Here is a 14442-nt window from a genome sequence, read left to right as displayed (position 1 = left end):
ACCGTCCCCGTGCGACCGGGGGGCTGCGATCAGTCGGCCCCGGGCCCTGAGATCCGCTCGCCGTCCTCAGGCGCCGCGTACAGGGACTCCTCGACGCCGATCAGATGGCTGGCCATGCGGATCCCGGCCCGCTCGGGGTCGCGGGCCGCGAGCGCGCGCCAGATCGCCTCGTGCTCGTCGTGGGTGCGTTGGTCGGCGCCCGTCTCGTGCAGGCTCCGCCACAGCCGACCGCGGACGGTACGTCCCGCGAACGCCTCGATCAGGCCGACGAGAACGGGGTTGCCGGTGTGGGTGGCGATGACGCGGTGGAAGGCGATGTCGATCTCGATGAGCCGCTCGTGATCCTGCCGCGCGCCTCGGACGACGCGGGCGGCCTCGTCGAGCAACTCCCTGGCCTGGCCGAGGGCTTCCTCGGTGATGGTGACCGCGGCCTGCCGCGCCGCCTCGCACTCGAGCAGGCGCCGCACGGTGTGGATGTGCCGTGCGTCGCCCTGGCCCTGGAGATCGACCACGAATCCCATGGGGGCCAGCAGCCGTGTGGTGTCGAGATTGGTGACATACGTTCCGTCGCCCTGCCGGGTGTTGACGATGCCGAGGATCGACAGGGCCGACACCCCCTCGCGCAGGGAGCCGCGCGAGACGCCGAGCGACTCGGCGAGCTCCTTCTCCACCGGCAGGCGATCGCCGGGACGGAAGACCCCGTCGAGGATCATCCGCTTGATGCCGTCTACGACTTCGTCGGTGCGAGACATGACTGATTATGTGCCTAGCGGTCGGCCGGGACGATCGATCCGCCCGTCGCCTGGCGTGGTCCGGGCGGAGGAACGGCGGCCGCGTCCCCCGCGTTCGCCCAGAACTCGCCGTCGGGGAACCGGTACCGGGCCACGGACTCGGGGCGCATCCGGGTGGAGTAGCCGGGCGAATCGGGCAGCGCGTAGGCGCTCCCCGTGCCGGTGTCGCGGACCACACAGGGGTCGGTGAAGTGCTCGTGCAGGTGGTCGACGTACTCGGTGACGCGGTCGGTGAGATCCCCGGAGACGGCGACGTAGTCGAGCACGGACACGTGCTGGACCATCTCGCACAGCCCCACGCCTCCGGCGTGCGGGCAGACCGGGACACCGAACTTCGCCGCGAGGAGCAGCACGGCGACGATCTCGTTGACGCTCGCCAGCCGACCGGTGTCCAGCTGGCAGAAGTCGATGGCACCGGCCTGGAACAGCTGCTTGAACATCACCCGGTTGTGGCAGTGTTCGCCGGTGGCGACGCCGATGGGGGCGACGGCGCGGCGGACCTCGGCGTGTCCCAGGATGTCGTCGGGGCTGGTGGGCTCCTCGATCCACAGCGGCTCGAATCGGGCCAGCTCCCCGACCCACTCGATGGCCTGGCCGACGTCCCACACCTGGTTGGCGTCGATCATCAGCTTGCGGTCCCGGCCGATGACCTCGCGGGCGATGGCGCAGCGGCGGATGTCGTCGCCGAGGTCGGCGCCCACCTTGAGCTTCACATAGCCGTACCCGGCGTCCACCGCCTCCTGGCACAGCCGACGCAGCTTGGCGTCGTCGTAGCCGAGCCAGCCCGCGGACGTCGTGTAGGCGGGGTAGCCGGTGCGGGTGAGCTCGGCGACGCGGTCGGCCTTGGTCCCCTCCTTGGCCCTGAGGATGTCCAACGCCTCATCGCGCGTCAGGGCGTCCGAGAGGTAGCGCAGGTCGGCGACGTCCACGAGCTGCTCGGGGGACATGTCGGCGAGCAGCCGCCACAACGGCAGGTCCGCGGCGCGTGCGGCGAGGTCCCACGCGGCGTTCATCACGGCCGCGAGCGACAGGTGGACCACGCCCTTCTCGGGGCCCAGCCACCGCAGTTGGGAATCGGAGCCGAGGAAGCGGTACACCGCGCCCATGTCCGCGGCCATCTCGTCCACGTCCCTGCCGACCAGGCGGGCGGCCTGCTGCCGGGCCGCCGCGGTGACGAGATCGTTGCCCCGGCCGATCGTGAACGTGAGGCCATGACCGGCGAGCGGGGCCCCCGCGGCGTCGACGCCGTCGGTGTGCAGCACGACGTAGGCCGCCGAGTAGTCGCCGTCCTTGTTCATCGCGTCGGACCCGTCGGCGGTGAGCGACGTGGGGAACCTGACGTCCTCGACGGTGACGGCGGTGATCTGCGGCATGGGGTCCTCGCCTGCCTGGAAGCCTCGAAAGGTCAGATGACCTCGGCGAGTGTATGGGGGGATGGGCCCACAAATCAACGGCGGACGGGAGGATCGTCCCCGAGATACATCAGATGTATCGAGGGGGAGGGCGGGGCGACCCGCCGGGCTGCGGGGTGGGTGAACGCGCCGGAGCCTCCATCAAGTCGTCGCGCCAAACATTCGATCTTTGGTGGGTCGGGTGCCGTGATCTGGCCGTCTTTGCGGCCTTCGGTCGCAGTTATTGACGCGATACATCGAATGTTTGTAGATTCGCCGCCGCCCCGCGCGGAGCCGCGTCGCGGAGGCAGCAGCCCGCGAGGGTGCTCGTCCGCTTGGAGGACTGAGATGCCAGACCTGTCACGAAGGAACATCATCAAGTTCGGAGCGATCGGCGGCGGGGGCGCGCTGCTGCCGTTGCCGTGGACGGCGGCCGCCCGCGCCTCTTCGCAGGCGCCCGCCGAAGTGCGCGCCGCCGACGACTTGGCGCTCTGGTACGACGAGGCCGCCGGCACGGACTGGCTCCGTGCGCTCCCCATCGGCAACGGCCGCCTCGGCGCCATGGTGTTCGGCAACGTGGAGGCCGAGCGCCTCCAGCTCAACGAGGACACGGTCTGGGCCGGCGGGCCTTACGACCCGGCCAACACCGCGGGCGCCGAGGCGCTGCCGGAGATACGGCGGCTGGTCTTCGAGGAGCAGTGGACGCAGGCCCAGAGCCTGATCAACCGGACGATGCTCGGGGATCCGCCAGGCGAGCTGGCGTACCAGCCGGTCGGGAACCTCGGGCTCGACTTCCCCGGCACGGGGAACGTGTCGGAGTACCACCGCAGCTTGGACCTGACCACGGCCGTCACGACCGTGACCTATGTGGCGGACGGGGTGCGGTACCGGCGGGAGGTGATCGCGAGCGCGCCGGACCAGGTGATCGCCATGCGCCTGACCGCCGACCGGGCGGGCGCGATCGGCTTCTCCGCGGCGTTCGACAGCCCTCAGCGCACGACGACGGCCAGCCCCGACGGCACGACGGTCGCGCTCGACGGCGTCTCGGGCGACCAGGAGGGCGTCGCCGGATCGGTCAGGTTCCGCGCGCTGGCCCGCGCCGTCGCCGAGGGCGGCAGCGTCACCAGCACCGGCGGCACGCTGAGCGTCTCAGGCGCCGACAGCGTCACGGTGCTGATCTCCATCGGGTCCAGCTATGTCGACTACCAGGACGTCGGCGGCGATCACGAGGGCATCGCCCTGCGGCACCTGACCGCCGCCCAGGAACGGTCATGGGACGACCTGCGTGACCGCCATGTGGCCGACCACCGCGCGCTGTTCGACCGGACCACGATCGACCTCGGCCGTACCTCGGCGGCCGACCAGCCGACCGACGTCCGGATCGCGCAGCACGCGAACGTCGACGACCCGCAGTTCTCCGCGCTGCTCTTCCAGTTCGGCCGGTACCTGCTCATCGCGTCGTCGCGCCCCGGCACCCAGCCGGCGAATCTCCAGGGCATCTGGAACGACCTGATGAGCCCGCCCTGGGACTCGAAGTACACCATCAACGCGAACCTGCCGATGAACTACTGGCCGGCGGACACGGCGAATCTGTCCGAGTGCTACGGGCCGGTGTTCGACATGATCGACGACCTCGCCGTCACCGGTGCCCGCACCGCCGAGGCGCAGTACGGCGCGGGCGGCTGGGTCACCCACCACAACACCGACGCGTGGCGCGGCACCTCGGTCGTCGACGGCGCGTTCTGGGGCATGTGGCAGACCGGCGGCGCGTGGCTGGCGACCCTGGTGTGGGACCACTACCTGTTCACCGGCGACATCGAGTTCCTGCGGTCCCGGTACCCGGCGGTGAAGGGCGCCGCCCAGTTCTTCCTCGACACGCTCGTCGAGGAGCCGGAGCTGGGGTGGCTGGTCACCAACCCCTCGAACTCCCCCGAGCTCTCCCACCACCCGGACGCCAGTGTGTGCGCCGGCCCGACCATGGACTCGCAGATTCTGCGCGACCTGTTCGACGGCGTCGCCCGGGCGAGTGAGGCGCTCGGCGTGGACGCCGACTTCCGTGCCCGGGTCCTGGAGACCAGGGAGCGGCTGGCCCCCATGCGGATCGGGTCACGCGGCAACATCCAGGAGTGGCTGTACGACTGGGTCGAGACCGAGCGGACCCACCGGCACATCTCACACCTCTACGGCCTGCACCCCAGCAACCAGATCACCAGGCGTGGCACCCCCGAGCTGTTCGAGGCCGCGCGCCGGACGCTGGAGCTGCGGGGCGACGACGGCACCGGCTGGTCCCTCGCCTGGAAGATCAACTTCTGGGCGCGGATGGAGGAGGGCGCACGGGCCCACGACCTGATCGGTGACCTCGTGACCCCGGCCCGGCTCGCCCCGAACATGTTCGACCTGCACCCCCCGTTCCAGATCGACGGCAACTTCGGTGCCACATCCGGCATCGTCGAGATGCTGGTGCAGAGCCACGGCGGCGAGCTGCACCTGCTGCCCGCGCTGCCCCCGGCCTGGCCGAACGGGCGCGTCGACGGCCTCCGCGCGCGCGGCGGCCACACCGTGGGCGCGGTGTGGAGCGACGGACAGCCCGACGAGTTCCGCATCACGCCCGACAGGAACGGCACCGTCAAGGTGCGCGGCCGAATGCTCGCCGGGCGCTGGAGGATCCTCGACAACGACCGTGACGGCCGCGTCCACACGGAGCGGACCGAGCCCGACGCCATCGAGTTCGCCGCCAGGGCCGGACACACCTACCGGGTGCGCGCCCTTCAGAAGGTCCTGCTCGACGCGCCCGCGGAGATTCCGGTGGGCCGCCCCACGCGGATCGCGGTCACGGTCCAGGCGATCGACAGACCGCTCGAGCGCTCGACGGTGTCCCTCGCGGTCCCCGAGGGCTGGACCGTGACGCCCGCGCGGATCGACCTGCGGACCGTGCGGCCCGACTCGGCGCGAACCGTCGCGTTCGAGGTCACCCCCGGCGGGGACGCGGCGACGGGCTCGGCGGTCCTGACGGGCGAGATCCAGGGGCGTGACTGGTCCGCGTCCGCGACCACGACGGTTGGCGTCGCCGAGGGGGAGGGGGCGTCGGCGTAGCCGAGGACGGTGCGGGAGGCGACCGGCCCCTGGCACAGGACACCCGCCTCCCCACGGCGGCTTGTCAGCTGGGGACGCCGGTGGCGCGCCTGATGACGGCGTCGAAGGTGCGGTCGGACACGAAGCGGCGCAGGGTGATCAGGGGCCGGGCGCCGAAGCCGGTGGCGTACCGGGTCTTGGGGCGCCGGGCGGTGACGGCCTTGGCGATCGTGTCCGCGATGACCTGGGGTGCGGAGCTGCGCTTGGCGGTGCTCTCGGAGCCGAGCGAGTTCGCCACGGCGTCGGCCTGTTCGGCATAGGGGCTGGCGCCGGAGGTCTTCCTCAGGTGGTCGGCCGCGATGGCGCCCCATTCGGTGCGGATGCCGCCCGGCTCGATGACGACCACGTCGACACCGAACGGCTTGGTCTCCATCCGCAGGCAGTCGCTGAGGGCCTCGAGCGCGAACTTGGTCCCGTGGTACCAACCGCCGAGCGGGGTGTGGACCTTGCCACCCATGGAGGTGATGTTGACGATGGTGCCGTCGCGCCGGGCGCGCATGTGCGGCAGGACGAGCTGGGCCAGGCGCATGGCTCCGAAGACGTTGACCTCGAACTGGCGGCGGGCCTCGTCGAGGGGCACGTCCTCGATGGCGCCGTACGAGCCGTAGCCCGCGTTGTTGACCAGGACGTCGACGCCGCCCGCCTCGGCGGTGATGTGCTCGACTCCGGCGCGCATGGAGTCGTCGTCGGTGACGTCCATGGCCAGCGGCCGGATACCGCGGGCGGCCAGCGGCTCGAGGCGTTCGGCACGGCGGGCGGCGCCGTAGACGGTGTAGCCGAGGTCGGACAGCTTCAGGGCGGTGGCCTCGCCGATGCCCGAGGATGCGCCGGTGACGAGAGCGATCTTGCCAGTCATGGGGGAGTCCTCAAGAAGTAGGATGAACCATCGTTCATCAAATAGAGTGAACCATGGTTCATCGAAAGGCAAGTCGGAACCCTTCGGCCAGTGGAGAGCCCATGTCCCAGCCCCGGACCTCGCGCGCCGACGCGGCCCGCCGCACTCGTGCGAGGGTCCTCACCGCCGCGCGCGAGCAGATGGTGCTGCACGGACCCGACATCGGGATGGACGAGATAGCCGGCGCGGCGGGGTTGGCCGTGGGGACGCTCTACCGGCACTTCCCCGCCAAGGCCGACCTGGTCGCGGCCGTCGTCGCCGAATACGTCGAACGCGTCGCCGACGACGCCGAGGCCGCCTGCGAGCGCGTCACGGCGGGCTCGCGCGCGCTGGACGAGATCACGGCCTTCCTCGGCCGCGTCATCGAGGCGTCCGCCAGGGACCGCGCCGTCAAGGCCGCCGCCCACGCGCTCGGGGCCGACCCGGGCGACAAGGTCGCGGAGGATCGCGCCAGCAGAGCCGTGGCCACGCTCCTCCTCGCCGGACAGGCCGACGGGGACATCCACCCGGACGTCACCGTCGGCGACATCTACCTGCTCTTCGCCACCGTCCCCGCCGACCAGCCCGCCGCCGCCAGGGCCCGCTGGCTGGCCCTGATGCTGCCCGGCCTCACCACCCACCCCCGCCCGACCCCCCGGGACCGGCGGCACCCGGTCCCGGGGTCCCGGCAGGGGGCCGGGGCCAAGGGCGAGACATGACCACGCGCGGTGAGCCGGGTCCGACGCTGGCCGCCATAGCGAGGGCCGCGGGGGTGTCGGTGCCGACCGCGTCGAAGGTCATCAACGACAGGGACGGGGTCGCTCCCGAGACCCGGGTCCGCGTGCTCAAGGCCCTCGACCGGCTCGGCTATGTGCGGCGGCGCAGACGGGGAGCGCGGCCCACGCTGGTCGAGTTGGTGGCCGACCGGCTGGAGACCCCGTGGTCCGGCGCGGTGCTGCGCGCGGTGGAACAGGCGGCGGGGCAGGCGGGCATCGGCCTGCTCGTCTCGAGCCCCGGCGCGGTATGCCAGGAGACCGGGGATCCGGCCTGGCTGCGCCGCTACCGCAGCGGTCGTTCCGACGGAGTGCTGTTCTGCCTCAACGTGTCGGCCCCCGCCGTGCACGTCCGGCTCGAGAGGAACGACGGCCTCCCCTTCGTCCTGATCGACCCCGGGCTGAGGCCCCCGGCGCGCGCCCTGTCGGTGAGCGCCGAGAACCGGCGGGGTGGTGCGTGTGCCGCGGCTCATCTGCTCGACCTGGGACATCGCCGATTCGCTGTGATCGGCGGCCGGCCCGCGTCGCTCCCCGGGAGAGAGCGTGTCGAGGGGTTCCAATCGGCCCTGCGCGAGGCGGGGTTACCGGACGCGTCGGTCGCCTTCGGAGACTTCGACGAGGCCAGGGCCGGGCGGCTCACTGCCGAGCTGATGGGGCGGCCGACCCCACCCACCGCGCTCTTCGCCTGCAACGACCGGATGGCCCGAGGGGCTTGCGCCCAGCTGGCCGCCCTGGGGCTGCGGGTCCCGGACGATGTGAGCGTCGTCGGCTTCGACGGACTGCCGGGGGCGGACTGGCCGGGGGTGCGCCTCACCACCGTCCGGCAGCCGGTGACGGAGATGGCCGCCACCGCCGTCCGGCTCTTACTGGCCCTGGTCGCCGGTGATCAGCCGGAGGCCGTCGGCGTCGAGCTCGCCACGCGGCTCGTCGTGGGGGACACGACGGCCCCGCCGGTGCGGGTGCCGTTGCCGAAGCCGCGCGGCTGAAGGGTCGCTGAGCGGGCGGGCGGCGAGTTCGACATGTCGAACCATTTTCAATAAGTCGAACGGAATGCGGGGCGAGTCATAGGGCGTGTCAATGCCCCGCGTCCGTGATTTCCAGCCGGATTTCCGGTCGGGGCCCGGGTGAGGGATTTCCGCGATCCCAGGTCGTCGCAAGGGGGTGGATTGCGTGTACTTTCGGGGTGGTGGACGTCCAAGTGGGCGCCCTTCGACGGGCGTTCGACTCGGTCGAGGGCGTTCCCCGCCCTTCCGCTGTTCTGTTTCGCCGATTTTCCGGGACGTATTCCCGGCGCATCGGGCGGCCGATGCCAGGGAATGCGCGCCGGTCTCATTGACAGGGTGTGGACCCGAACTTATTCTCCGTTCGGGAAATGGGACGTTGAACGATATTCCGAACGAGCGCGGTCGGGTCGGCCTGCCTCGTCGAGCCGCGCGGTTCGCCGTCCCCTCTCCTTCCCCCACCCAAAGGAGAACGCGCCATGTCCTGGCTCCACCGTCCACACAGCCGCAGAGGGCTGCTCACCACCGCCGCGGGCCTGGCCCTCGCGGGTGCGACATCCCCCGTGCACGCCTCGCCCGCCCGCGCCGGTGCCGCCGCCCGCGCCGTGGCACCGACGGCCGCTCAGACGACCTACACCAACCCCGTGATCTGGCAGGACTTCGCCGACATCGACGTCATCAGGGTCGGCGACACCTTCTACTACTCGGCGTCGACCATGCACTACTCGCCGGGCGCGCCGATCCTGCGCTCCCACGACCTGGTGAACTGGGAGTTCGCCGGGCACTCGGTGCCCGTGCTCGACTTCGGCGCCAAGTACGACCTCAACGGCGGGCGCGGCTACGTCCGCGGGATCTGGGCCTCGTCCCTCGGCCACCGGCGAAGCAACGGCACGTTCTACTGGGTGGGCCAGATCGACTTCGCCCGGACGTACCTCTACACCGCCAGGTCCGTCGAGGGGCCATGGACCAGGCACGCCACGCTCAACAACGTGTACTACGACGCGGGGCTGCTGTTCGACGACGACGACACCCCGTATGTCGCCTACGGCAACACGCAGATCAGCGTCGCGCAGCTCTCCCCCGACGCGCGCACCCAGGTCCGCGCGCAACAGGTGTTCTCCACGCCGTCCAGCGTCGGCACGCTCGAGGGCGCCCGCTTCTACAAGATCAACGGGAACTACTACATCTTTCTGACCCGCCCGGCCAACGGCCAGTACATCCTCAAGTCGACCTCTGGACCGTTCGGCCCCTACGAGATGCGGCAACTCCTGCTGAATCTCCCCGGCCCGATCCCCGGAGGCGGAGTCCCGCACCAGGGCGGCCTCGTGGACACCCCGGACGGCGACTGGCACTATCTCTCCTTCGTCGACGCCTACCCCGGCGGGCGCGTGCCCGCCCTGGCCCCCATCACCTGGACCGGGGACGGCTGGCCACAGCTCCAGCTGGTCAACGGCGCCTGGGGCCAGTCGTACCCGTCCCCGCTGCCACCGCGCCCGGTCGCGCCCCTGACCGGCGTCGACACCTTCCAGGGCACGGCGCTCAAGCCGCACTGGGAGTGGAACCACAACCCTGACACCGGCAGGTTCTCGGTGAACAACGGGCTCACCCTGCGCACCGCGACGGTGACCAACGACCTGTACTCCGCCCGCAACACCCTGACCCGCCGGATCCAGGGGCCCACCTCCACCGCGACGATCGAGCTCGAGCACGGCGGGATGGCCGATGGGGACCGGGCGGGGCTGGCGATGCTGCGGGACTCCTCGGCGTGGATCGGCCTCCGACGCGACGGCGGGAGCACGCGCCTGGTGAGGGTCGACGGCATCACCATGGACAGCAACTGGAACACCAGCAACACCGGGACCGAGGTGGCCGGTACATCGGTCGCGGGCAGCCGGATATGGCTGCGGGTCAACGCCGACATCCGCCCGGGCCCGGGCCGCCAGGCGCGCTTCTCCTACAGCACCGACGGCACCGCCTTCACCGGGCTCGGCCCCGCCTTCACGCTGAAGAACGAGTGGCAGTTCTTCATGGGCTACCGGTTCGGCGTCTTCTCCTACGCCACCCGCGCGCTCGGCGGCTCCGTGCGCGTCGCGCGGTTCGAGCTGGCGACACCCTGAGCGAACGGGGCGGAGCGGCGGGCGCGTTGCCTAGGGGCGCGGCGGTGCGGTGCTGCCCCGGTCGACGAGCTCGGTGGCGAGCTCGACCCGGGTGTGGGTCAGCGGCTCTCCCCTGGCGAGGGTGATGGCCATGGTCGCCGCCGCCGCGGCCATGGCGGCGAGCGGCTGGCGGACCGTCGTCAGCGGTGGCGTGAGCCAGTCCGAGGGGAAGAGGTCGTCGAAACCGACGACGCTGAGGTCCTCCGGGACGCGCAGCCCCGCCTCCGCCGCCGCCCGGTACACCCCGAGCGCCTGCCCGTCGTTGCAGGCGAAGACCGCCGTCGGCGGATCGGGCAGGCGCAGCAGCTCCCGCGTGTGGAGCAGGCCGTCCTCGATCTGGAAGTCGCCGGTCCTGATCAGCTCGTCGGCCACGGGGATTCCCGTCATCTCCAGGGCGGTCCGGTAGCCGTCCACCCGGGCACGGCTGGAGATGACGTGATCCGGTCCGGTGATGACGGCGATCCGCCGGTGCCCGAGCCCCAGCAGGTGCCGCGTCGCGGACAGCCCGCCGTTCCAGTTGTTCGCGCCGACCGAAGGGTGGGCGTGGTCCGGGTCACCCGTGGGATCGACCAGCACGAACGGGATGCCACGGCTGCGCAGTTGGGCGCGCTGTGCCTCGGTGGGTCCCGAGAACACGGCGATGACGCCGGTCGGGCGGCGCGCCAGAACGCCTTCCGCCCAGCCGGGCCCCGGCGTGTGGCGGCCATCGAGCTGCGAGACGACGACCGACAGGTGGTGCTCACGCGCCACCCGGTCGACGCCGTTGAAGATCTCGATCGGGTACGGACCCGCGACCTCGTGGAAGACCAGGTCGAGCAGGGCCGCGGGACCGGCCGACTTCTTCTGCCGCCGGTAGCCGTGTCGGCGGATGACGTCCTCGACATGGGCCCGGGTGTCGGCGCTGACCCCCACGCGGCCGTTGACCACCTTGGAGACCGTCGCGATCGAGACGCCCGCCCGGGCGGCGATCTGCGCGATGGTCAGGGGCTCCTCGGTCGCGCCGGGAGCCCTGTCGGCGGAAGTCACGGCGGCGAGTCTAGCCCCCGGCGACTCCCGAATGTTTCCGAGGAGTTCTTTCCGCAGTTGACACAGCTCTTGACGCTGCCTCGGCCCGCTTCTAGAGTCCCGCGCGAGGTGAACGATCGAAGCATTCCCCGAAACTTTCGAAAGGCCGGGTGTGCACGTGCTCGCTGAACCGCGGTGCCGACGCGGAACGTTCGAGGGATGACGGCCACCCGGCGTGCGGATCCCGCACCCCCCGCGACCCGGCAGGCGCTCGTGGTGCGCGGCGGCTGGGACGGCCACAGCCCCGTCGCCCTCACCAACCTCTTCGTCCCCTTTCTCGCCCGGCGCGGCTTCCGGGTCCTGGTCGAGGAGAGCCTGGAGGTCTACGAGGACGAGAAGCTCCTCGCGGAGACGGACCTGATCGTCCAGTCCTGGTCCATGGGCGACATCACCCCCGCGGAGACCGCGGGGCTGAGCGCGGCCGTGCGCGCGGGGACCGGACTCGCGGGCTGGCACGGCGGCATCGTCGACGCCTTCCGCGGCGACCACGACTACCAGCTCCTGACCGGCGGCCAGTTCCTCGGACACCCACCCGGGTTCGCGCGGCACCGGGTGAGCCTTGAGCCCGCGTACGCCGATCACCCCGTGCTCGCGGGCCTGGGCGACTTCGAGGTCCACACCGAGAAGTACTGGGTCGCCACGGACCCGTTGAACGACGTGCTGGCCACGGTCACCTTCGAGGCGGACGAGACGCGCCCGCGGGCCGTCGCCATGCCCGCCGTGTGGACCAGGACATGGGGACGCGGCCGGGTCTTCGTCTCCACCATCGGACACAAGCCTGACGACTTCGACGTGCCCGAGGTCCGGGCCCTCACCGAGCGGGGCCTGCTGTGGGCCAGTCGGTGAGGGCCGGGCCCGCCGCCCGAGCGGCGGTCGGGTGGCTCGTCAGACGCGGGCCCATCTCTGGTTGGACTGGCCGTTGCAGGTCCACAGGATCGCCGTCGACCCGTTCGCCGTGCCCGCCTGGTTGACGTCAAGGCACAGTCCGGAGTGGACGTTGCGGATCGATCCGTCGGGGGCGAGGGTCCACTTCTGGTTGTTCTGGCCGTTGCAGGCCCAGGTGATCACGGGCGTGCCGTTGGAGGTGCCCTGGCCGTACGCGTCCAGGCACTTGTCACCGAAGACGCGGATCTCGCCGCCCTGCCACGTCGTCCACGACTGGTTCGCGGCGGTGTGGCAGTCCCAGATCAGCACAGCCGCGCCCGGCGCCGTCGAGGCGTTGTCGACATCCAGGCAGCGGCCCGAGCCGACGCCGCGCAGCCGTGACGTCGAGCTCTCCAACGGCGCGCCGCCGGACACCGTGAACACCGCGACGCCGTGCGACGGCACGCTCGCCGCGAGCTGACCGCCGGTGGTCGACGTCGCGCCGGTCCACAGGTCGGTCAGGGTGAACGACCCACCGGACAGGCCGATCTGTGCCGCCGTGGTGGTGACCGTCGTGGTGCCACCGCCGCGGTTGAACAGCCCGACGGCGACCGAGCCGTCGGCCAGCGGCTTGGCGAACACCTCGACATCGCCGTCGTCGCGCACGCGCCGCCCGCCCGCGCCGAGCGGGTCCTGGTTCACGGCCAGCAGGCGAGGGTTGCGCAGGACCGCGCTGACGTCGGGCGACATCGTGCGGATGTCGTTGCCCGCCATCAACGGCGCGGCCATCAGGGCCCACAGCGCGAAGTGCGACCGCGACTCGGTCAGCGTGAGCCCCGGCCTGCCGACCACCAGCATGTCCGGGTCGTTCCAGTGGCCAGGACCGGCCTGGGCCGCCAACGGGGCATTGATGTCGACGACATTGCCCACGCCCATGGGATAGCTGTTGGTGTTGCCGTTCTGCCAGATGTCCAGCAGATCCTCGGTGGTGCGCCACAGATCGGCGACCTCACCCCAGTTGTAGGTGGAGCCCGTGATCGCGTGGAGGCTGTTGGGGTTGATGCTGTAGACGATGTCCCGCCCCGTGGCGCGCAGGGCGTCCCGCATCAGCGTGAACCGGGCGATCTGCTCCTCGCGGGTGCCCTCGGGGGAGCACCAGTCGTACTTCAGGTAGTCCACCCCCCACGAGGCGAAGGTCCGGGCGTCCTGCACCTCGTGCCCCATGCTCCCGGTGGAGCCCGGGTATCCGCCGACGCGCTGGGCGCAGGTGCGTTCGGTGGGCACCTGATAGATGCCGAACTTGAGCCCGCGGCTGTGGATGTAGTCGCCCAGCGCCTTCATGCCACCGGGGAACTTCGTCGGGTGCGCGCGCAGATTGCCCTGGGCGTCGCGCTCGGGGTCGAACCAGCAGTCGTCGACCACGACATACTCGTAGCCCGCGTCCCGCATGCCCGAGCTCACCATGGCGTCGGCGGCCTGGCGGATCACCGTCTCGTTGACGTTGTTGCACCCGAAGCTGTTCCAGCTGTTCCAGCCCAGCGGCGGGGTGAGGGCCGGGCTTCCCGGCGCGGCCTGAGCCGTCGACCGGAGTGGCGCCGTGGAGAGCAATGTCAGCGCCATGGCCGCCACCACCAGGAGGTGCAGCAGGCGTCCGAGCTGTGACGTACGCATCGTCTGGCCCTTTCTCGATGGACCTGGGGCGCCGCCGACCGGTTCTGGCGTGTCCATGACATCACGTGTCGAGGGTCGTCTCGGTGGTGGGGCGACGGCCACGCGGGAGGGCGGCGAGGGGGAGGGGGCCGGCTTCGCCCGTCCCGTGGCGAGGCCGTCCCCGATCCGCAGGATAGGGAGGGCGGCGCTCGTCGGACATCCCCGGGGGAAAGTTTCGATACATCCGGCGATCGGGAGACCGTGAACGGCGCGCCCCTCGGGCGGGGGCTCGAGGGAGCCGCCACCGGCTGCTCCGTCCCGACCGGGACGAGGCGTTGTGTTATCGATAATTTTTTTCTAGGCTCCCGCATGGCAAGCGCTTGCTCAACCCCTGAGGAGCTCCTCGTATGTCCCCTCCCTCATCCCGTGCGCGCGTGGCTGTCGTCGGCACGGGTGGCATCGTCACCGGCAGCCACCTGAAGTCCCTTCAGGCCCATGCCGACCGGGTCGAGCTGGTCGCGGCCGTGGACATCGACCAGGCCAGGCTCGACACGTTCAGGAAGGCGGCCGGGGCCGTCGGCATGGCCCCTCGGGGCTTTGCCGATCTGGGTGCGATGCTGGCGGCCGAACGCCCCGACCTGGTGTTGATCGGGACGCCGCCTTCGTTGCATCGTGAGCAGACGGTGGCGGCGTTGGGGGCGGGGGCGTGGGTGTTGTGTGAGAAGCCGTTGACGTTGTCGTTGGC

Annotated in this window: 11 protein-coding genes; 6 read left to right on the top strand and 5 right to left on the bottom strand. The window is 71.2% G+C overall.

Annotated features, from left to right (window positions below; genetic code table 11):
* Positions 1-29: 29 nt before the first annotated feature.
* A complete protein-coding gene (locus tag D7318_RS22860) occupies positions 30-752 on the bottom strand; it encodes a FadR/GntR family transcriptional regulator (RefSeq protein WP_120699060.1) in 723 nt (240 codons plus the stop codon).
* A 14-nt stretch (positions 753-766) separates the two neighbouring features.
* Positions 767-2164 carry an enolase C-terminal domain-like protein gene (locus D7318_RS22855; RefSeq protein WP_120699059.1) on the bottom strand — a complete coding sequence of 466 codons (1398 nt, stop codon included), beginning with the start codon at positions 2162-2164 and terminating at the stop codon, positions 767-769.
* A gap of 366 nt (positions 2165-2530) precedes the next feature.
* Here D7318_RS22855 and D7318_RS22850 point away from each other — a divergent pair, with 366 nt between their 5' ends.
* The gene (locus tag D7318_RS22850) at positions 2531-5275 is read left to right on the top strand and encodes a glycosyl hydrolase family 95 catalytic domain-containing protein (RefSeq protein WP_120699058.1); all 2745 of its coding nucleotides are present in this window, start codon (positions 2531-2533) and stop codon (positions 5273-5275) included.
* Between the two features lie 64 nt (positions 5276-5339).
* On the opposite strand, the gene D7318_RS22845 is transcribed toward D7318_RS22850, so the two are convergent.
* Positions 5340-6170, bottom strand: coding sequence for an oxidoreductase (locus tag D7318_RS22845; RefSeq protein WP_120699057.1), 831 nt, complete (start codon positions 6168-6170; stop codon positions 5340-5342).
* A 101-nt stretch (positions 6171-6271) separates the two neighbouring features.
* On the opposite strand from D7318_RS22845, the gene D7318_RS22840 reads away from it, so the two are divergent.
* From D7318_RS22840 to D7318_RS22830, 3 genes are all read left to right on the top strand, one after another.
* The gene (locus tag D7318_RS22840) at positions 6272-6907 is read left to right on the top strand and encodes a TetR/AcrR family transcriptional regulator (RefSeq protein WP_120699056.1); all 636 of its coding nucleotides are present in this window, start codon (positions 6272-6274) and stop codon (positions 6905-6907) included.
* Complete coding sequence (locus D7318_RS22835; protein ID WP_120699055.1) at positions 6904-7947, top strand: LacI family DNA-binding transcriptional regulator; 1044 nt, start codon at positions 6904-6906, stop codon at positions 7945-7947. Before D7318_RS22840 ends, D7318_RS22835 begins: the two co-directional genes overlap by 4 nt.
* A gap of 494 nt (positions 7948-8441) precedes the next feature.
* On the top strand, positions 8442-10079 hold the full coding sequence (locus D7318_RS22830; protein ID WP_120699054.1) for a glycoside hydrolase family 43 protein: 1638 nt from the start codon (positions 8442-8444) through the stop codon (positions 10077-10079).
* Positions 10080-10109: 30 nt separating this feature from the next.
* Here the strand turns inward: D7318_RS22830 and D7318_RS22825 are convergent, their stop codons facing one another.
* Entirely contained in the window at positions 10110-11144 is a 1035-nt protein-coding gene (locus D7318_RS22825) for a LacI family DNA-binding transcriptional regulator (protein WP_120699053.1), read from the bottom strand.
* A gap of 198 nt (positions 11145-11342) precedes the next feature.
* Between D7318_RS22825 and D7318_RS22820 the strand changes: the two genes are divergently transcribed.
* The gene (locus D7318_RS22820) at positions 11343-12029 is read left to right on the top strand and encodes a ThuA domain-containing protein (protein ID WP_120699052.1); all 687 of its coding nucleotides are present in this window, start codon (positions 11343-11345) and stop codon (positions 12027-12029) included.
* Between the two features lie 39 nt (positions 12030-12068).
* On the opposite strand, the gene D7318_RS22815 is transcribed toward D7318_RS22820, so the two are convergent.
* Positions 12069-13718 (bottom strand): glycoside hydrolase family 27 protein, encoded by a 1650-nt coding sequence (locus tag D7318_RS22815; protein WP_120699051.1) that lies wholly within the window; start codon positions 13716-13718, stop codon positions 12069-12071.
* A gap of 386 nt (positions 13719-14104) precedes the next feature.
* Between D7318_RS22815 and D7318_RS22810 the strand changes: the two genes are divergently transcribed.
* A partial coding sequence (locus D7318_RS22810) for a Gfo/Idh/MocA family protein (protein WP_147437781.1) occupies positions 14105-14442 on the top strand: 338 nt, incomplete at its 3' end.

It is taken from the genome of Streptomyces radicis, from assembly GCF_003626575.1.
In the GTDB taxonomy this organism is placed as follows: domain Bacteria; phylum Actinomycetota; class Actinomycetes; order Streptomycetales; family Streptomycetaceae; genus Streptomyces; species Streptomyces radicis.
This window is presented reverse-complemented; position numbering and strand designations above follow the sequence as displayed.